This is a genomic window from Parageobacillus sp. KH3-4 (assembly GCF_022846435.1).
Classification (GTDB): domain Bacteria; phylum Bacillota; class Bacilli; order Bacillales; family Anoxybacillaceae; genus Parageobacillus; species Parageobacillus thermoglucosidasius_A.
This window is the reverse complement of the sequence record NZ_AP025627.1, coordinates 2,075,976-2,094,705: the sequence shown is the minus strand read 5'-3', so window position 1 is coordinate 2,094,705 and position 18,730 is coordinate 2,075,976. Positions and strand designations below refer to the sequence as shown.

Annotated in this window: 17 protein-coding genes; 13 read left to right on the top strand and 4 right to left on the bottom strand. The window is 38.1% G+C overall.

The window, feature by feature from the left end; all coding sequences use genetic code 11:
• The first annotated feature begins 283 nt into the window (after nucleotides 1-283).
• From MWM02_RS10740 to MWM02_RS10710, 7 genes are all read left to right on the top strand, one after another.
• Nucleotides 284-1,336: an aldose epimerase family protein gene (locus MWM02_RS10740; protein ID WP_244401978.1), complete on the top strand. Its 1,053-nt coding sequence runs from the start codon at nucleotides 284-286 to the stop codon at nucleotides 1,334-1,336.
• Nucleotides 1,337-1,650: 314 nt separating this feature from the next.
• Nucleotides 1,651-2,706, top strand: a complete 1,056-nt coding sequence (gene xylF, locus MWM02_RS10735) for a D-xylose ABC transporter substrate-binding protein (RefSeq protein WP_244403616.1) — start codon at nucleotides 1,651-1,653, stop codon at nucleotides 2,704-2,706.
• Nucleotides 2,707-2,834: 128 nt separating this feature from the next.
• Nucleotides 2,835-4,355: a xylose ABC transporter ATP-binding protein gene (locus tag MWM02_RS10730; protein ID WP_244401977.1), complete on the top strand. Its 1,521-nt coding sequence runs from the start codon at nucleotides 2,835-2,837 to the stop codon at nucleotides 4,353-4,355.
• Nucleotides 4,352-5,530, top strand: a complete 1,179-nt coding sequence (locus MWM02_RS10725; protein WP_064553202.1) for a sugar ABC transporter permease — start codon at nucleotides 4,352-4,354, stop codon at nucleotides 5,528-5,530. The genes MWM02_RS10730 and MWM02_RS10725 overlap by 4 nt, the downstream gene beginning before the upstream one ends.
• Before the next feature lie 124 nt (nucleotides 5,531-5,654).
• Nucleotides 5,655-6,980, top strand: a complete 1,326-nt coding sequence (gene xylA, locus MWM02_RS10720) for a xylose isomerase (protein WP_244401976.1) — start codon at nucleotides 5,655-5,657, stop codon at nucleotides 6,978-6,980.
• An 18-nt stretch (nucleotides 6,981-6,998) separates the two neighbouring features.
• Nucleotides 6,999-8,498 (top strand): xylulokinase, encoded by a 1,500-nt coding sequence (gene xylB, locus MWM02_RS10715; RefSeq protein ID WP_244401975.1) that lies wholly within the window; start codon nucleotides 6,999-7,001, stop codon nucleotides 8,496-8,498.
• A gap of 466 nt (nucleotides 8,499-8,964) precedes the next feature.
• Nucleotides 8,965-9,966, top strand: coding sequence for a LacI family DNA-binding transcriptional regulator (locus MWM02_RS10710; RefSeq protein ID WP_064553206.1), 1,002 nt, complete (start codon nucleotides 8,965-8,967; stop codon nucleotides 9,964-9,966).
• 215 nt (nucleotides 9,967-10,181) lie between these two features.
• Here MWM02_RS10710 and MWM02_RS19645 read toward each other — a convergent pair whose 3' ends face one another.
• The 4 genes from MWM02_RS19645 to MWM02_RS10705 form a co-directional block, all read right to left on the bottom strand.
• A complete protein-coding gene (locus MWM02_RS19645; protein ID WP_481861417.1) occupies nucleotides 10,182-10,487 on the bottom strand; it encodes a transposase in 306 nt (101 codons plus the stop codon).
• Complete coding sequence (locus MWM02_RS19640) at nucleotides 10,462-10,680, bottom strand: DDE-type integrase/transposase/recombinase (protein WP_481861773.1); 219 nt, start codon at nucleotides 10,678-10,680, stop codon at nucleotides 10,462-10,464. The genes MWM02_RS19645 and MWM02_RS19640 overlap by 26 nt, the downstream gene beginning before the upstream one ends.
• Before the next feature lie 25 nt (nucleotides 10,681-10,705).
• Nucleotides 10,706-10,894 carry a helix-turn-helix domain-containing protein gene (locus MWM02_RS19635; protein ID WP_481861416.1) on the bottom strand — a complete coding sequence of 63 codons (189 nt, stop codon included), beginning with the start codon at nucleotides 10,892-10,894 and terminating at the stop codon, nucleotides 10,706-10,708.
• A 164-nt stretch (nucleotides 10,895-11,058) separates the two neighbouring features.
• Nucleotides 11,059-11,376, bottom strand: a complete 318-nt coding sequence (locus MWM02_RS10705; protein WP_244401974.1) for a transposase — start codon at nucleotides 11,374-11,376, stop codon at nucleotides 11,059-11,061.
• A gap of 348 nt (nucleotides 11,377-11,724) precedes the next feature.
• Between MWM02_RS10705 and MWM02_RS10700 the strand changes: the two genes are divergently transcribed.
• From MWM02_RS10700 to MWM02_RS10675, 6 genes are all read left to right on the top strand, one after another.
• Nucleotides 11,725-12,729, top strand: a complete 1,005-nt coding sequence (locus MWM02_RS10700) for a Gfo/Idh/MocA family protein (RefSeq protein ID WP_244401973.1) — start codon at nucleotides 11,725-11,727, stop codon at nucleotides 12,727-12,729.
• Nucleotides 12,730-12,746: 17 nt separating this feature from the next.
• The gene (locus MWM02_RS10695; RefSeq protein WP_064550462.1) at nucleotides 12,747-13,937 is read left to right on the top strand and encodes a Gfo/Idh/MocA family protein; all 1,191 of its coding nucleotides are present in this window, start codon (nucleotides 12,747-12,749) and stop codon (nucleotides 13,935-13,937) included.
• 88 nt (nucleotides 13,938-14,025) lie between these two features.
• Nucleotides 14,026-15,051: an inositol 2-dehydrogenase gene (gene iolG / locus MWM02_RS10690; protein ID WP_064550461.1), complete on the top strand. Its 1,026-nt coding sequence runs from the start codon at nucleotides 14,026-14,028 to the stop codon at nucleotides 15,049-15,051.
• Between the two features lie 68 nt (nucleotides 15,052-15,119).
• Nucleotides 15,120-16,094: a sugar ABC transporter substrate-binding protein gene (locus MWM02_RS10685; protein WP_244401972.1), complete on the top strand. Its 975-nt coding sequence runs from the start codon at nucleotides 15,120-15,122 to the stop codon at nucleotides 16,092-16,094.
• Nucleotides 16,095-16,190: 96 nt separating this feature from the next.
• Nucleotides 16,191-17,681 carry a sugar ABC transporter ATP-binding protein gene (locus tag MWM02_RS10680; protein ID WP_244401971.1) on the top strand — a complete coding sequence of 497 codons (1,491 nt, stop codon included), beginning with the start codon at nucleotides 16,191-16,193 and terminating at the stop codon, nucleotides 17,679-17,681.
• Nucleotides 17,682-17,723: 42 nt separating this feature from the next.
• On the top strand, nucleotides 17,724-18,722 hold the full coding sequence (locus tag MWM02_RS10675; RefSeq protein WP_081260199.1) for an ABC transporter permease: 999 nt from the start codon (nucleotides 17,724-17,726) through the stop codon (nucleotides 18,720-18,722).
• Nucleotides 18,723-18,730: the final 8 nt, after the last annotated feature.

Sequence of the window (18,730 nt, the reverse complement as noted above, 5' to 3'; positions counted from 1 at the left end):
GAAAAAATGAAGGCGTTGCGGGCATATCGCCCAGATGTATATGGAGGAAACGGAATCGTTACCGTTGCGACTGATAGTGGAGAAACGCGGAAAGAAGTCGTTTCTGGCGATATAGATTGAGCCCGCTTCCCACTGCATTCTTGAAAGGGAACAGCCGCTTTATTCAAGCGGCAATATGATCCAACAGGCGCGGGTGTTTGAAGCATGCTACACGTCTGTGCAAACAGGAAGTGTTATAAAAACATGGAAGTTCTAGTTTTTGAGAAGTGGGAGGATGAACACGATGAAAGTCATTCAAGAAAAATGGGCAGAAATCGATCAACAGCCTGTCATATCTTTCACGATGATCAATGATCATGGGATGGAAGTTACTTGTATTAATTATGGTTGCATTATTACGAAAATCGTTGTCCCTGATAAGGATGGAAATTATGAAAATGTTGTATTAGGATTTGATCAATTTGATCCGTATGTAGCGAATACTCCTTATTTTGGTGCAGTAATTGGGCGGGTGGCAGGAAGGATACAAAACGCTTGTTTTGAGTTGGATGGAAAAACATATACATTATGTAAAAACGAAAACAACAATCACTTGCACGGTGGGGTAAAAGGGTTTCACCGTGTTCTTTGGAATGCGGTGATGGTGGAAAAAGAAGAGGAAGTTGGCGTGCAATTTTCTTATACAAGTCCGGATGGGGAGGAAGGATATCCAGGCACTGTCCAAGTACAAGTAACTTACATGTTAAATAATCAAAATGAATTAGTTATTTCTTATGGTGCACGTTCTGACAAAAGCACGTTATTGAACTTAACAAATCATACGTATTTTAATTTAAGCGGCAACATGAAAAGAGACATTTTGGATCATGAATTGAAAATAAAGAGTGACCGTTTTTTAGAGTTAAATCAAGAGCTAATTCCAACAGGTGCCATTTTGGATGTTGCGAACACTCCTTTTGATTTACGCAAAGGAAAGAAAATTAAAGACGGAATTATGATGAATCATCCACAAATTGAGTTAGTTGGACAAGGATACGATCATCCGTTTTTATTAAATGTTCATCATGATAAAGAAATCATTCTTCAAGATCCTGAAAGCGGTCGCACACTGACAATCGAAACAGATGAAGTAGGGGTAGTAGTATATACGGGAAATCAGTTACAAGAGGGAATGGATATTTATGGTGTGCCGTCGCGGAAGTATTTAGGAATTTGTTTAGAAACACAAGGGTTGCCAGATGCCATTCATCATCCTCATTTTCCATCTTGGATATTGCGACCAAGTGAAAAATATTCGTCGGTAACTATCTATAAATTTGGTGTTGTAATAAAATGACAATTTTTATAAGTATTATCGTATCTATATGGAAAAATTGTAAAAACATTATTATTTAAATCGCTTACACTCTGTATTCATATACATTTGGATATGAAAGATCCGTTACTACACCTGATTCTGGAGAAGTTGGAAAGGTTGGCTAGCTAAGGTGGAAGATAAAAACGGATATTCATTTTTTCGTAATCTTTGTTTGTTCACTAGACAAACAAATTTAACAGCATTATAATTTATATTGTAAGTTAATAAAAATTTATGACCAAAATGAAAAGGGGGAGCTAGGATTGAAAAAGGCAGTAAAAGTTCTTAGTCCTATGTTATTGCTGTTTTTGCTTGTATTTATGATGACTGCTTGCGGACAGGACGTTGCAAACCAAAATGGAAGCGGTAACAAAAGGGGAGGACAAGATAAAATAAAGATAGGTTTTTCCGTGTCGGATCTTACACTTGAAAGATGGCAACACGATCGTGACATTTTTGTTAAGCAGGCTGAAAAATTGGGAGCAGAGGTATTAGTACAATCAGCAAACGGGGACAGCGAAAAACAATTATCACAAATTCAAAATATGTTATCCCAAGGGATCGATGTTCTAGTAATTGTGCCAGTTAATACGGATGCTCTATCGCCAGTTGTAGAGCAAGCAAAAAGAGAAGGTGTAAAAGTACTCGCTTACGATCGACTAATTATGAATGCCGATGTGGATGCATATGTTTCATTCGATAACGTACGTGTAGGAGAGATGCAGGCGGAATATTTAGTGAAAAAAGTACCTAAAGGTAATTATTTCTTGTTAGGCGGTTCTCCTACAGATAATAACGCTAAAATGTTTAGAGAAGGGCAAATGCATATTTTGCAACCTCTTATTGATAAAGGCGATATTAAAATAGTTGGGGATCAATGGGCAAAAGATTGGCAGGCTTCAGAAGCAATGAGAATTATGGAAAATGCGTTAACGGCTAATAAAAATAAAATTGATGCAGTGGTTGCTTCCAATGATAGTACTGCGGGGGGAGCTATTCAGGCGCTGGAAGCACAAGGTCTAGCTGGAAAAGTAGCAATTTCTGGCCAAGATGCTGATTTAGCGGCAGTTCAACGTATTGTCGAGGGAACACAATCTATGACTGTATATAAACCTATTAAGACTATTGCAACTAAATCTGCAGAAGTTGCAGTTCAGCTTGCTAAAGGTGAGAAAATTCAAGCAGACGAAACGGTGAATAATGGAAAAGTAGATGTGCCGTTTATTAAATTAAATCCAATTATGGTGGATAAAGATAATGTCATTGATACTGTCATTAAAGATGGTTTTCATTCCTATGATGACGTGTATAAAAATGTACCAGAAGATAAGCACCCACCACGTCCGTAATAAATTTTTTAAATGTGGACTCTTTTAATGGTATCCATGGCAAATGGTTCGATTCTGCTTGTCGTGAATACTATTACCTTATTATTTTTTGATGATAAGTTAAAAAATTATTAGGTAAGGTGGGGCGTATGCAACCATACATTTTAGAAATGAAGGGAATTACAAAAGAATTTCCAGGAGTCCGTGCATTAGATAATGTTACTTTTTCTGTGCGGAAAGGAGAAATTCATGCACTTTGCGGCGAAAATGGCGCTGGGAAATCCACTTTAATGAAGATTCTGAGTGGGGTATATCCATACGGTTCATATGAAGGAAAAATTTATATTAATGGTAACGAAGTAAAATTTAGAAATATAAAAGAATCCCAAAAAGCAGGAATTGCTATTATTTATCAAGAGTTAGCCGTTGTAGAGGAAATGACGGTAGCCGAAAATATGTTTCTCGGCCATGAATTGATGAGAGGAAAATACATGGATTGGAATCGCTTATATGCAGAAGCGCAAAAATGGCTGCAAAAAATAGGTTTGCCTATTGATCCAGAAACAAAAGTGGGAGATTTAACTGTTGGTAAACAGCAATTAGTAGAAATTGCGAAAGCCCTTACAAAAAATGCCGAGATTATTATTTTAGATGAGCCGACAGCAGCATTAACAGAAAGCGATGTTTCTACTTTAAAGAACATTTTAAGAGATCTTCGCTCTCAAGGCGTTACATGTATTTATATATCCCATAAACTCAACGAGGTCATGGAATTAGCCGATACAGTAACTGTTTTAAGGGATGGGCAAACCGTGAGTACCGACCCAATAGACCAACTGACGGAAGAGCGTATTATTGCCAAAATGGTAGGAAGGGAACTGGATGAATTATACCCTTATGAACCGCGTGAAGTGGGAGAAGAAATTCTCAAAGTCAACAATTACTCTGTTATTGACGAAAAGTCAGGAAAAAAAGTGATTGATAATGCCTCTTTTACTTTAAGAAGGGGAGAAATTCTTGGTATCTCAGGACTAATGGGATCAGGACGAACAGAATTATTTACAAGTATATTTGGAGCGTATAAAGGAAAGAAACAAGGGACTGTTTTTTTAGATGGGAAGGAAGTAATCATTGAAAGTCCTGCAGATGCTATTAAGCATGGAATCGCCTACGTTTCCGAAGACCGGAAGAAGTATGGCCTCATTCTTGAAATGGATATTATAAAAAATTCCACTCTTGTGGCTCTAAAAAGGGTAACAAATTGGAATATGATTGATCGTGCTTTAGAAGTAAAATATGCGGAGGAAATTACAAAGAAAATGAAGTTAAAAGCATCTAACCTTGAGCTGAAAGTATCTCAGTTGAGCGGCGGAAATCAACAAAAGGTAGTTTTGAGTAAATGGTTATTAAATAATCCTAAAGTGCTTATTTTAGATGAACCAACTAGAGGGATAGACGTCGGTGCGAAATATGAAATCTATAAAATTATTAACGAATTAGCTAATCAAGGTGTCGGCATTGTCTTGATTTCGTCAGAGTTACCGGAAGTTATGGGAATGTCGGATCGCATTTTAGTCATGTCGGAAGGAAGAATTGTTGGGGAGTTTAGCCGGGAAGACGCTACACAGGAAAAAATTATGACTTGTGCGACGGGAGGGAGACAAAAATGAAAAGCTCGGTTTCTTTTCAAGCACCCGTGGATTCAGGAAAATTGAGAAGGATGCGTTCAAAATTTGATTTTCGCTCTTATACGCTTATCATTGCCCTTGTTCTTATAGCGCTTATTTTTGGAATATTAACAGATGGAGAGTTCCTAACATCGCGTAATTTGTCCAACTTATTTATGCAAATGTCTGTGATCTCGATTTTAGCTATCGGAATGACACTAGTTATTATAGCAGGGCATATTGATTTATCTGTAGGTTCGGTCGTTGGATTAACAGGAGGAATTGCAGCAATTTTACAAGTTTGGTATGGATGGGGAACTGTTTCTGTTATTATTGTTGCAATTATTGTCGGTGCATTGATAGGACTTTGGCAGGGTTGGTGGGTTTCTTATCGTAATGTGCCCGCGTTTATTGTTACGCTAGGCGGCATGCTGATTTTTAGGGGAATTTTAATTGGGATTAGTAACGGAGAGACTATTGCCCCGTTGAATAAAAGTTTTGAAGCGATTGGGAATAGTTATCTTCCTTATGTAATTGGTTATGTATTAGCAATAATCAGTATTATTATGCTATTTGTTTTTGTTAATAGAAACCGTAAAAAAAGGCAGTTATTAGGGTTAACTGTCAATACCAAGGTTAATGATTATGGAAAAGCGACGATTTACTCATTGTGCATTTTGGTATTAGTTTACATGTTAAACCGCTACTACGGTATTCCGATCCCAATGCTTGTCGTCGTTCTATTTGCGATCATCTTTGTTTTTATCGCGGTCAAAACTCCATTTGGAAGATACATTTACGCAATTGGCGGGAATATTGAGGCAGCAGCCCTCTCGGGGATAAATATCAAACGTATTGTACTTGCTATATTTATTTTAATGGGAGCGCTTTCCGGAGTGGCAGGTATTATTTTAACGAGCAGATTGAATGCGGCAACAGTAAGTAGTGGGGAAATGTATGAGTTAGATGCCATCGCTGCCTGTGTCATTGGGGGCACGAGCCTAATGGGCGGAAGAGGAAATATAATAGGAGCTATTATTGGCGCCCTCATTATGGCTAGCATCGATAATGGGATGAGCATGATGAACATTGAAACCTTTTGGCAATTTATTGTAAAAGGATTGATTCTTATTATTGCAGTCTGGATTGATATATCGAGTAAAAGCCGGACTAACTAATTTAATCGATATTGGAAATTAGTTAAAAATACACAACTGTATTTTGCATTTATGTGTGTTAATACCAATCATATGATTGGTCTATTTCTATAATAGAAAAATATTATAATAGGAGGAATCTATCATGCCTTATTTCAACAACATCAGCACCATATCCTATGAAGGACCAACGTCTAAAAATCCGCTTGCGTTTAAGTTTTACAATCCAGAAGAAAAAGTCGGCGATAAAACGATGGAAGAGCACTTGCGCTTTTCAGTTGCGTATTGGCATACGTTTACAGGGGATGGATCGGATCCGTTTGGGGCAGGCAATATGATCCGTCCATGGAACAAATACAGCGGAATGGACTTAGCCAAAGCGCGTGTAGAGGCTGCTTTTGAGTTTTTTGAAAAATTAAATGTCCCATTCTTCTGTTTCCATGATGTGGATATCGCGCCAGAAGGGGAAACATTAAAAGAAACATATAAAAATTTGGATATTATCGTAGACATGATTGAAGAATATATGAAAACAAGCAAAACGAAGCTGCTTTGGAATACGGCGAATTTATTTACCCATCCTCGCTTTGTCCATGGCGCCGCCACTTCTTGCAACGCCGATGTATTTGCCTATGCAGCGGCCAAAGTAAAAAAAGGGTTGGAAATTGCGAAACGATTAGGAGCGGAAAACTACGTATTTTGGGGCGGACGAGAAGGGTATGAAACGCTATTAAATACCGATATGAAACTAGAGCTGGACAACTTAGCCCGCTTCTTGCATATGGCGGTGGATTATGCAAAAGAAATTGGGTTTGAGGGGCAATTTCTAATTGAGCCGAAGCCGAAAGAGCCGACGAAACATCAATATGACTTTGACGTTGCGACAGCGTTGGCATTTTTACAAACATACGGACTAAAAGATTACTTTAAGTTCAATATCGAAGCAAACCATGCAACGTTAGCGGGACATACGTTTGAACATGAATTGCGGGTAGCGCGCATTCATGGGATGTTAGGTTCTGTTGACGCAAACCAAGGAGATATGTTGTTAGGATGGGATACGGACGAATTCCCGACAGATTTATATTCTACTACGCTTGCCATGTACGAAATTTTGAAAAACGGCGGCCTTGGCCGTGGCGGATTGAATTTTGATGCTAAAGTAAGAAGAGGATCATTTGAACCGGAAGATTTGTTCTACGCTCATATCGCTGGAATGGACAGCTTTGCTGTTGGATTAAAAGTCGCTTATCGATTAATGGAAGACCGCGTTTTTGATGAGTTTATTGAAGAACGGTACAAAAGTTATACAGAAGGAATTGGACGGGAAATCGTCGAAGGAACCGCCGACTTCCATAAATTAGAAGCTCATGCTTTGCAACTAGGAGAAATCCAAAATCAATCGGGCAGACAAGAACGATTAAAAACATTGCTTAACCAATACTTGCTTGAAGTTTGCGCAACCCGTTAAGGAAAAGAGGGATTGGCTGTGGATCACGTCATTGGTGTGGATTTAGGGACAAGTGCAGTAAAGGTGCTGCTTGTGGATCGGAATGGAAATGTCAAGGGAGAGTGGACAGAAACTTATCCCTTATATCAGCTCCAGTCCGGATATAGCGAACAAAATCCTGAGGATTGGGTAGAAAAAACGATTGTTGCTTTAAGAAAGTTATTGGAAGTTTCCCATGTTTCTCCTGACTCTGTTAGTGGATTGAGTTTTTCCGGCCAGATGCACGGACTTGTGCTTTTAGATAAGGAACGGAACGTACTGCGAAATGCGATTCTGTGGAACGATACGCGGACAACGGAAGAATGCCGGGAAATTGAGGAGAAAGTGGGAAAAGAAACGTTATTATCGATTACGAAAAACCGTGCGTTAGAAGGATTTACCTTGCCGAAGCTGTTATGGGTGAAAAAGCATGAGCCGCATCTTTATCAGCGTGCGTACACGTTTTTGCTGCCGAAGGATTACGTCCGTTTCCGTCTTACGGGGCAAATTGCGATGGAATATTCCGATGCGGCAGGGACGTTGTTGTTAGATATTGAAAATAAGACATGGAGCAAGCCTATTTGCGACGTCCTTGGCATTGATGCTCAGCTGTGCCCTCCTTTAGTCGAATCAACGGCATATGTCGGAACATTGCTTCCGGAAATCGCGGAAGAAACTGGATTATCTACGAATGTAAAAGTTTTTGCCGGCGGTGCCGACAATGCTTGCGGTGCAGTTGGCGCTGGCATTTTATCGGAAGGGCGCATGATGTGCAGCATCGGTACATCCGGTGTCGTTTTGGCGTACGAGCAAACAGGAGAGAAAGATTTTGCTGGAAAAGTTCATTATTTTAATCATGCCAAGCCGAATGCCTACTATATTATGGGAGTGACATTGGCCGCCGGGTATAGTTTTGATTGGTGGAAGCGCACGTTTATGGAAGACATCCCGTTTGCCGATATTGTCAAACGTGCCTATGAATCACCGATTGGCGCCAATGGCTTGTTGTTTGCCCCATATTTGGTCGGGGAACGAACTCCTTATGCCGATGCCGATATCCGCGCCTCCTTTATCGGGATCGATTCTTCGCAAACGAAGTGGGATTTTGCGCGCGCAGTGATGGAAGGAATCACCTTTTCGCTAAATGAATCGGTGGAGATGATGAAGGCAAGCGGAAAAACGGTCGAGTCGGTCGTTTCCATCGGCGGGGGAGCGAAAAGCAAGGAGTGGCTGCAATTGCAGGCAGACATCTTTGCGATCCCAGTGGCAAAATTAAAAAATGAGCAAGGCCCAGGGCTAGGGGCGGCAATGATTGCTGCGTATGGCTGCGGCTGGTTTGATTCGCTCGAGCAATGTTCGGACGTGTTTAAGCAGGTAGAGCTTGTTGTTGAGCCGCAAAAAGAGGCGGTAGCACGTTACCGGGAGTTATTTGCTATTTACCGTGAGATTTATCCGCAAACAAAAGAGATTACGAAAAAGTTAAAAGCATTTCGGAACTAATTTTTCTGTGCGCGCCGGCACGTTTTGTGCCGGCGTATTTTTTAAAAGGCTAGATTAGTATGATATTATCCCCTTATAATAGACAGAAAAAAAGCAAAGACTGTTACTGTTTACTATAAGCGGATTTTATAAAAAATCAGAAATTTAATTGAAAAGGGAATGTTTAGATATTATATAAACCAGAGAATGGGCTAGCAGGAGCGAAGTTTTTGGAAAAGTAAAATCGTCCCCTTTGTGTCGTTTTTTATTCAATTTTTGTAGTTATAAGCTGGATGCAAGTCCAATTATTTATGTAAAATTGCAAAACAATCATTAGATATTGATTCAAACAAAAAGAGATTGAAAAAAAGTGGAAAACAAATTACACTTTAAATAAAATAAAGAAAGCGCTTGCTCTAATTTTCTGTTTGAAAAATGTGTTCCTTTCTTACTAAAAAAATACTGACGTGCGAAAGACTGGTGAAATATGAAAGTAACGATTTATGATGTGGCGAAACAAGCTGGTGTATCTATATCAACTGTATCAAGAGTGATTAATAACACGGGACGTATTAGTGAAAAGACAAGAAAAAAAGTATTAGAAGTGATGAAAGAATTGCACTATCAACCTAGTATAGTGGCTTCTGCGTTAACTGGAAAACGGACCCGTACAATTGGACTTATTATTCCTGATGTAGCTAATCCATTTTTTTCTGAAATTGCCAGGAAAGTAGAAGACCGCGGAAGAGAACTAGGATTTAATGTGTTAATGTGTAATACAGATAATAATCCAGATACAGAAGAAATGTATCTTTCTCTCCTAAGACAAAAAAGTGTGGATGGAATTATTATTGGAACGACAACAAAAAACTACACAGTTTTAAATCAATTGCTACACGAAAAATTCCCGTTAGCTTTTATTGCTCAAGATATTCCTGAATTAGCTATTAATGTTGTTAGAGTTGATGATTTCTTAGGCGGATACCAAGCTGTATCGCATTTAGTATCTTTAGGTCACAAAAAGATTGCCATTATGTTGGGAAATTTAAGCAGAACAAGCGATAAATATCGTCTTCAAGCTTATCGTCAGGTAATGGAAGAGAATGGATTAAAATACGAAGAAAAATGGATCGTTTATACAGACTATTCAATGAGAGATGGAAAAAGAGCAGCGTTAGAGTTGCTTCAGTCTTCACAAAAACCAACTGCTATTTTTGCATGCTTTGATTCTTTAGCCATTGGTGTTTATCAAGCTGCAAAGGAATTGGGACTTCAAATTCCAGATGATTTATCTATTGTAGGTTTTGACAACACGATATTGTCTACAATTGTTGATCCTCCATTAACGACAGTAGCACAGCCTATTGACGAAATGGGACGGCAAGTAGTTGATTTGTTGATTGATGAGATAGAAGGAAACAATAATACAAAACAGCGGATTATTTTACCACCAGAATTAATCATAAGGCAATCTACAAAATTATTATAAGAGTCATTATTATTTTTAAAAAAAGAGGAACTTGGCGAAGTGGACATATCCCTGTCAAGTAGACAGTGTTTAAAAAGACCCTCTCATCAGCTTCATCCATCATAGTTGATTGGGCTTTGTCAGTGTCAAGGAAATCACTTGACACTGACAGCCCATCAACTAATTGGCAGACAAGCTGATGGAGGAGCTATTCTAGTCATCCGTGATTCCTTGTGTTATGCACATACCTTCTTTCTGTATTGTACAGGGCTAAGATATGTGAGTTTCTTTTGAATGCGCCTATCATTATAAAACTCCATATATTTATGAACAGCTGCTTCCAGGTCATCCATGGAGTGAAATTCCTCAAGATATATACATTCTGTTTTTAGATGGCTAAAAAAGCTTTCTATACAAGCATTGTCTAAACAGTCTGCTTTTCTGGACATACTTGGAATAATACCATGTTGTTTGAGAGTTGCGTGGTATTCATGGGATGTGTACTGGAACCCTTGGTCACTGTGTAAAATGGTTCCATTCACATCTCGTTTTTTTTATTGCTTCGTCTAAAGTATCAAGAACTAGCTGAACATCATTTCTTTTACTGATTCGATACGAAATCACTTCCCTGTTAAAGAGATCATAGATAACGGATAAGTATAGACGCTGGTTGTCCCAAAGGAGATAAGTAATATCTGTCACCCATTTCTCATTCGGTTTACTCGCTGTGTAAATTGTCTATTTAATACGTTCGGTACCTTCATTCTTTCCGAACCTTTTCGGTAGGCCTGCTTTTTTCTGCGAATTTTCGCCGATTCATCTGCTTCATTAAGCGATAAATACATTTGTGATTAATTCTCCACCCGTATTCCCGCAAAATGTATGCCTTTACTCTTGGATAACCATAAGTTCCATTGGATACTTCATAGGCTTCCACGATCAAATTCATGATGCCTTGATTTCTTAAATCTCTCACTGTTGTTACATTTTTTCGTTTCAGCCACTTATAATAACCGCTTCTGGAAACACAAGCTATCTTGCATAACAAAGAAATAGGATAGGAACGACTAAGATCATGAATGATGGAATAGAAGACGGTTTTGTCTCTGGTTTTCACCTCCTTTTCAAGGCAATAAGCTTTTTTAAGAATTCATTTTCTGCTTTTAGTTTTCGATTTTCTTCTTCTACTGTTAATGGCTTCTTTCTTGGGCGGCCCCGTTTAGAGGAAATGGTTTTTCCTCTACGTTCTTTTAGTCCTTCTTCTCCATACTGTTGATAGTTCTTTACCCAAATGCGTACCCTTTTAGGATCTTTGATCCCCATTCTCTTGGCTACTTTCCGATACCCTAATTGTTCATTCAAATACATCGTCACTGCATGTAATTTAAATTTAAAACTATAGCTTTTGTATTTTGCATCTGATTTATCCAAAAAATCCCTCCTGTATAGCAGTGTGTCCTTTTTCTACACTGTCTACACAAGAGGGATAATATCAAAGACGTCGTTCCTCTCTTTTTTTGTTCTAATAATATACTAAATATTTGTTATATAATAAAAATTTTATAAAATTCATAAAAAATAGTTGCTAAAATCGATTGATATAGATAAAATAAAAGCAGATATGGGAAAGCGCTTTCTCAAATTAATGTGCAATTTTTTAAGGATTTATAATCCATAACGCATAAAATATAAAGTTAAAAAACAAATATATATTGAGAAAGCGCTTGCTCTTAAAATTGCGTGGAACATTAGCTAAGTCTGTAAGAAAGGAGAAAAATTATGCCGCAAGTAAAAATAGGAATCTTGGGTGCAGGAGGAATTGCGAAGGTACATACATCGATTCTTAAAAGAGATGAACGAGTACAGATTGTCGGAATAGCAGACATTGTAGAGGAACGAGCAGTAAACTTGGCAAAAGAAGCAGGAAGTGCCAAGGCAGTTAGTAGTTTAGATGATTTGTTTGAACTTGGTGTTGATGCTGTATACGTTACAACTCCAAATACGTTGCATGTTGAACCTGTATTGAAATGTTTACAACAAAACGTTCATGTATTTTCAGAAAAACCAATGGCTACATCTTTGGAAGAAGCGGAACAAATAAAAAAAGCTGCGGAAACATCAAAAGCAATATACAATCTGGGAATGAATCGCCGATATGCGTCTGTTTATAAAAAGGTAAAAGAGCTCATTGCTTCGGGAGAAGTAACTCCGTATTTAGCAAACGTTAAAATGAATCGCGGTGAATTATTAAATCCTGCTTGGACAGCCGATCCGAAGGTGACGGGTGGATTCCTTTATGAAACCCCTTTCCATCTGATGGATATGTGTCGTTATTTATTTGGAGAAGTGCAAACAGTTTATTGTGAAGCTAGACAAAATATTTCCAAAGAGGAATTAGATACATTTGCGATTATGATGACTTTTGAATCAGGGACTATCGCAAATTTTGTTACTTATGCTCATGCTGGATGGAGTTTCCCGTTCGAAAGTTTGGAGGTTTATGGGAAATATTGTACGATTGCTACTCAAGAGCTAGAAAAGGTGATGTATGCTCCAGGATTGCAGCAACCAGCTCAGATTAGCGATTTTTATCAATTATCCATTGAAGAAAAGTGGGGATATGTGGAGGAAGATCGTCTATTTATCGATGCCATTATTCATGGAACGAAACCTCCTGTTACGGCAGAGGACGGATTTCGCTCCATTCAGCTATTGGAAGCGATTTATGAAAGTGCTAAAACTGGAAAAATGATCGACTTTCGTCAAGCGGCTTCATCACAATAAAAAGAGTAGGTGACGATATGAGTAAAAAACAAGTTCGCATTGGAATGGTCGGATATAAATTTATGGGAAAAGCCCATAGTCATGCTTTTCGTGATATTCCATTTTTCTTTGACACCGAGGTTGTTCCGGTTTTACAGGCTATAGCCGGAAGGGATGAACAAGGAGTAAAACAAGCAGCTGAAAAATTGGGGTGGGAATCGTACGAAACTGATTGGCGGCGTCTTATCGAGCGTGATGATATTGATGTTATTGATATCGTTACGCCGAATAATACGCATGCTGAAATTGCGATTGCTGCAGCCAAAGCAGGAAAACACGTTATTTGTGAGAAACCACTAGCGTTAACGTTGGAACAATCGTTAGAGATGCTTGAGGCGGTCAATAAATCTGGTGTCGTGCATATGGTTTGCCACAATTATCGGTTTGCGCCCGCTGTACAGTTTGCAAAACAACTAATTGCACAAGGTAAGTTAGGGAAAATCTATCATATTCGTGCTACGTTTCTACAAGATTGGCTTATGGATCCCGGTTTTCCATTAATATGGAGACTTAAGAAAGAAATTTCTGGATCAGGTACTCTTGGGGACATTGGGGCACATATCATTGATTTGGCACGTTTCTTAGTTGGAGAGTTTAGTGAAGTAATAGGAATGATGGAAACTTTTATTAAAAAGCGACCATTAGGTGATATGGATCTCCATTTGAAAGGGCGCGTAGAAAGCGGAAAATGGGGAGAAGTTGATGTAGATGATGCAGTTGCGTTTTTAGCACGTTTTGAAAATGGGGCGTTAGGTGTATTTGAGGCAACTCGCTTTAGCAGAGGAAATCGTGCAGGGAATCGATTCGAAATTAATGGGGAAAGAGGCTCTATTCGTTGGGATATGGAAAATATGAACAACTTGCAAGTCTATTTAGAAGATGACGAGCGTGGTTTACAAGGATTCCGGACAATTAACTGCACAGAAGTAGAACACCCATATGCATCAGCGTATTGGCCGGCTGGCCATATTATCGGTTATGAGCACACGTTTATTAACCTATTGTCTGAAATGATGAATGGAATTGCAGGTGGATACAGCCCTGCCCCTAACTTCGAAGATGGTGTTCGCAATCAAGCAGTATTAGAAGCTGTTGAACGTTCTGTACAAACAAACAAATGGATAAAAGTATCTGAATTATTAGAATCATCACAATTGAAAACGAATTGACGTGGAAGAATGTTGATAGTATAGATAGCAGAATTTTCTGTATCATAAAAAGAAAGCGGTTACATTTATTCGAAAGGTGTGTTGTTTTATGACGGTTCGATGTGCTGTTCTTGGCTTAGGACGGTTAGGTCATCATCATGCCAAAAATTTAGCCACCCATCAGATTAGTGGTGCTCAATTGGTCAGTGTTGTTGATCCAATGGAAGGTCGTGCAGAGCAATTTGCTAAAGATTTCGGTATTGAACATTGGACTAAAAATCCAGATGAAGTATTTGAAGACCCTCGCATTGATGCAGTTATTATTGTTACTCCAACAAGTACCCATGCTGAGATGATTCAACGAGCAGCGAAAAATGGAAAAGCTATATTCGTAGAAAAGCCGCTTACTCAAAGTTTAGAAGAAGCGGATGAAATCATTCAAACTATTAAACAGTATAATGTCATCTGTCAAGTTGGATTTATGAGAAGATTTGATCCTGCATATGTCGAGGCAAAGCGAAGAATCGAAGCGGGGGATATTGGGAAGCCGATCTATTTTAAAGGGATTACTCGCGATGCTGGTTCCCCGCCTGCGGAATTTATTAAACATAGCGGTCGGGTGTTTTTGGATGTTTCTATTCATGATTATGATATTGCAAGATTTTTAATGGGAGCTGAAATTACTTCCGTTTCTGCGCATGGAAGGGTGTTATTGCATCCATTTATGGAAGCGTTTAAGGATGTGGATCAAGCGATTACGTACGTACACTTTGATTCTGGTGCAGCCGGAGATATCGAGGCAAGTCGCAACTCGCCTTATGGTCATGATATTCGCACTGAAATTATTGGTACGGAAGGTTCGCTTTTTATTGGGACTCTTCGAAATCAAAATGTAACGTTATTAAATTCGAAAGGCAGCACGTATGAGATTATTCCAGACTTTCAAACGAGATTTAATGATGCTTATCGTTTAGAACTTGTTCATTTTATTGAATGTGTTCAAAATAATCAAATTCCAAAAGTAACCGAAATAGATGGAAAGGTGAATTTAAAAATTGCTATTGCAGCGACGGAGTCATTTGATAGCGGCAGAGCGGTTCATATCAAGAAAGAACATCTAGAAAAAAGTTATTAATTTTTCGAAGAAGATAACGATTCTGTTACCAGTTCATTTACCATATAAAAAACAAGGGGGAAAGGGAAATGAAGATTCAAAAAAAATGGATTTCGTTCACGCTTTTACTGCTGCTTAGTTTTGCTATGCTAGTCGGATGTAGTGGAAAACAGGAAACGGTTACAACATCGGGAGATAAGTCAGGAAAAATCGTGATTGGAGCAGCTTTGCCGGATTTTGATGATAAATGGCTCAGCTATTTGCAAGATGGAATGAAAGAATATGAAAAAACGCAAAAAGATGTCGAGGTGGTCTATGTTGATGCAATGAATGATGCCAGTAAGCAGTTATCTCAAGTCGAAAATTTTATTCAGCAAAAAGTCGATGCAATCGTATTAATACCGGTAGATACAGTTTCTGCACCAGAAATGGTTGATAGAGCAAATCAAGCTAATATTCCTATTGTAGTTGTTAATAGAATTTTTGATGGTGTAGATAAGGCTACTGCTTATGTTGGCTCCGAATCGATTAAGGCAGGAATCATGCAAATGGAAGAAGTAGCAAAAATTTTGGGTGGAAAAGGAAATATTGCGATTATAAACGGACAAATGGGGCATGAAGCACAAATCAAACGTACAGAAGGGAATAAGCAAGTAATCAAAAAATATCCTGATATGAAGGTTGTATTAGAGGGAACAGCAGAATGGGATCGAGCCAAAGCCATGTCGCTAATGGAAAACTGGTTGCAATCCGGTAAGAAAATTGATGCTGTTGTCGCTAATAACGATGAAATGGCGATTGGGGCAATAATGGCCTTAGAAGATGCAGGAAAATTAAATGATGTAGTTGTAGCTGGAGTAGATGCTACGCCAGACGCGTTAGAATACGTAAAGAAAGGAAAATTAAAGGTTACTGTTTTCCAAAATGCGAAAGGGCAAGGTCAACTAGGATTAGAAGTAGCTATTAAAGCAGCAAAAGGAGAAAAAGTAGAAAAGTTCAACTGGATTCCGTACGAACTAGTGACAAAAGATAATGTAGAAGAGTATATCAAAAAATGGAAATAATGTCTTATGCACATTATAGTCTATCACAAAAAAAGAAGGGGCACCACAATAGTGCCCTTTCTAAAAAATAATCCTGATGAAAACGAGGGAAAGCGTATGAGTAAAGACTATATTTTAGAAATGATCGATATTACAAAGGAATTTCCAGGAGTGAAAGCGCTCGATGGTGTACAGTTTAACGTTAAAAAAGGAACAGTCCATGCATTAATGGGAGAAAATGGTGCTGGAAAATCAACATTAATGAAAATACTAATAGGAATTTATACTCCTGATAAAGGAAAAATTATATTTGATGGAGAGGAGCTAAAACTTTCCACCATTAAACAAGCTCTTGATAAAGGGATTTCTATGATTCATCAAGAACTTAGCCCGATACCAAATATGACAGTAGCGGAAAATATTTTTCTAGGCAGAGAGCCTAGCTATAGATTTACCGGATGGGTGAAAAAGAAAGAATTAGAAGAAAAAACAAGAAAGTTATTTGAAAGATTGGAGATCGATATCGATCCTAATACTAAAATGTCTGAACTTAGCATTGCTAATACTCAAATGGTTGAAATTGCGAAAGCGATTTCTTATAACTCTAAGCTGATCATTATGGATGAACCTACATCTGCCATTACAGAAAAGGAAGTCCATCACCTATTTAATATTATTCGTTCTTTGAAAAAAGAAGGTGTGTCAGTCATTTATATTACCCATAAGATGGATGAAATAGAGCAGATTACAGATGAAGTAACGGTATTAAGAGATGGAAAATATATAGGAACGAAGCAAAGCAATCAGATTACGAAAGATGAACTTATACAAATGATGGTAGGAAGAGAATTAAATCAAATTTTTCATAAACAACCTGCAGAAATTAAAGAGGTAGCATTATCAGTAAAAGGATTAACGAAAAAAGGAAAGTTTGAAAATATTAGTTTTGAAGTAAGAAAAGGGGAAATTGTAGGTTTTGCTGGATTGATGGGTTCAGGGAGAACAGAAGTTTTAGAGAGTGTTTTTGGAGTTACTCCTCCCGATTCTGGAGAAGTCTATGTTCATGGTAAAAAAGTAACCATTCGTTCCACAAGAGATGCCATTAAATATGGAATGGGATTATTAACAGAAGATAGGAAGTTAACGGGATTATTCCTACCATTATCCGTTCAAGATAACATGATTACCGTAACTGTCGATCAATATACAAAGGGTGGATTTTTGCAACAAAGAAAAATTCGTGATGATTGTCAGAGACTAGCTGAACAATTAGCAATTAAAACGCCAAATTTGCAACAACTTATTAAATATTTAAGTGGTGGAAATCAACAAAAGGCGCTAATTGCTAGATGGTTACTTTATGATCCTGACATTTTGCTTTTGGATGAACCAACGAGAGGAATTGATGTAGGTGCAAAATCGGAAATTTATAATTTGATTTTTGAGTTAGCTAGAAAGGGAAAAGCAATTGTTGTTGTTTCTTCAGAACTACCGGAAATATTAGGATTAAGTGATCGAATTATCGTGATGCATGAAGGAAGAAAAACAGGTGAATTGTCTAGAGAAGAAGCGACACAAGAACGAATCATGGAATTAGCAACTGGATAATTAGTTGCTTTACTGGAATCATAACGATCGGAGGGAGTATACATGAATAGCCAAGTGTCTGTTGTGAATAAATCGGAAAAATCGAAGCAGTCCATTAGTTCCAAAGAAAGAGTTTCTCGTATTTTACACAAATATGGAATGTTATTTATCCTTATTGCATTAGTTATCCTCATGTCTGTTCTTTCTCCAACATTTTTTACAACCGGGAACTTATTGAATATTGTTAGGCAAATGTCTGTAGTAGGAATAGTAGCTATCGGTGTTACGATCGTTATAATTACCACTGGAATAGATTTATCGTCAGGATCTGTCATTGCGCTTGTGTCGGTTGTAGCGGCTAGTTTTGCCCATCCGGATACGTATCCGGTTGCCGTCCCGATTATCATTGGTCTAGGCTTGGGACTTCTTACAGGTATTATCAATGGAACAATTATTTCAAAAGCAAACATTGCCCCATTTATTGTCACATTAGGAATGATGACGGCTGCAAGAGGAGCTGCGCTGTTGTTTAGTGATGGAAGACCGATTGGAAACTTGTCGGATTCCTTTAGGTTTATTGGTCAAGGGACAGTGGCAGGTATTCCAGTTCCAATTATTATCTTTGGATTTGTAGGATTGGTTTCATATATTCTTTTGAATAAAACAAAGTTTGGTAAATATGTATATGCTATTGGTGGTAATGAACAAGCAGCGATTATTGCTGGTGTTAATGTAGATAAGTATAAGATTTTGGTATATGCATATGCTGGTTTACTATCAGGTCTTGCTGGAATTATTTTAACGTCTCGTATATCATCTGGTCAGCCAACGGCAGGCATGATGTATGAATTGGATGCAATTGCTGCGGCTGTTATCGGTGGTACAAGTCTTTCTGGTGGAATTGGCACGATTGGCGGTACAATTATTGGAGCGCTTATTATTGGAGTCTTGAATAATGGTCTGGATTTGCTAAATGTTTCACCATATTGGCAACAAATTTTAAAAGGAGTCATTATAACTGTTGCTGTATTTATTGACTCTCGGAAAAATAGAAAATCGTAGGGTGGGAA

Coding starts and splice junctions, on each gene's coding strand:
- xylA (WP_244401976.1), top strand. CDS start 5,655: ATGCCTTATTTCAACAACATCAGCACCATATCCTATGAAGGACCAACG.
- MWM02_RS10675 (WP_081260199.1), top strand. CDS start 17,724: ATGAATAGCCAAGTGTCTGTTGTGAATAAATCGGAAAAATCGAAGCAG.
- iolG (WP_064550461.1), top strand. CDS start 14,026: ATGACGGTTCGATGTGCTGTTCTTGGCTTAGGACGGTTAGGTCATCAT.
- MWM02_RS10710 (WP_064553206.1), top strand. CDS start 8,965: ATGAAAGTAACGATTTATGATGTGGCGAAACAAGCTGGTGTATCTATA.
- MWM02_RS10740 (WP_244401978.1), top strand. CDS start 284: ATGAAAGTCATTCAAGAAAAATGGGCAGAAATCGATCAACAGCCTGTC.
- xylF (WP_244403616.1), top strand. CDS start 1,651: ATGTTATTGCTGTTTTTGCTTGTATTTATGATGACTGCTTGCGGACAG.
- MWM02_RS19635 (WP_481861416.1), bottom strand. CDS start 10,894: ATGAATTTGATCGTGGAAGCCTATGAAGTATCCAATGGAACTTATGGT.
- MWM02_RS10695 (WP_064550462.1), top strand. CDS start 12,747: ATGAGTAAAAAACAAGTTCGCATTGGAATGGTCGGATATAAATTTATG.
- MWM02_RS10730 (WP_244401977.1), top strand. CDS start 2,835: ATGCAACCATACATTTTAGAAATGAAGGGAATTACAAAAGAATTTCCA.
- MWM02_RS10700 (WP_244401973.1), top strand. CDS start 11,725: ATGCCGCAAGTAAAAATAGGAATCTTGGGTGCAGGAGGAATTGCGAAG.
- MWM02_RS10725 (WP_064553202.1), top strand. CDS start 4,352: ATGAAAAGCTCGGTTTCTTTTCAAGCACCCGTGGATTCAGGAAAATTG.
- MWM02_RS10685 (WP_244401972.1), top strand. CDS start 15,120: ATGAAGATTCAAAAAAAATGGATTTCGTTCACGCTTTTACTGCTGCTT.
- MWM02_RS10680 (WP_244401971.1), top strand. CDS start 16,191: ATGAGTAAAGACTATATTTTAGAAATGATCGATATTACAAAGGAATTT.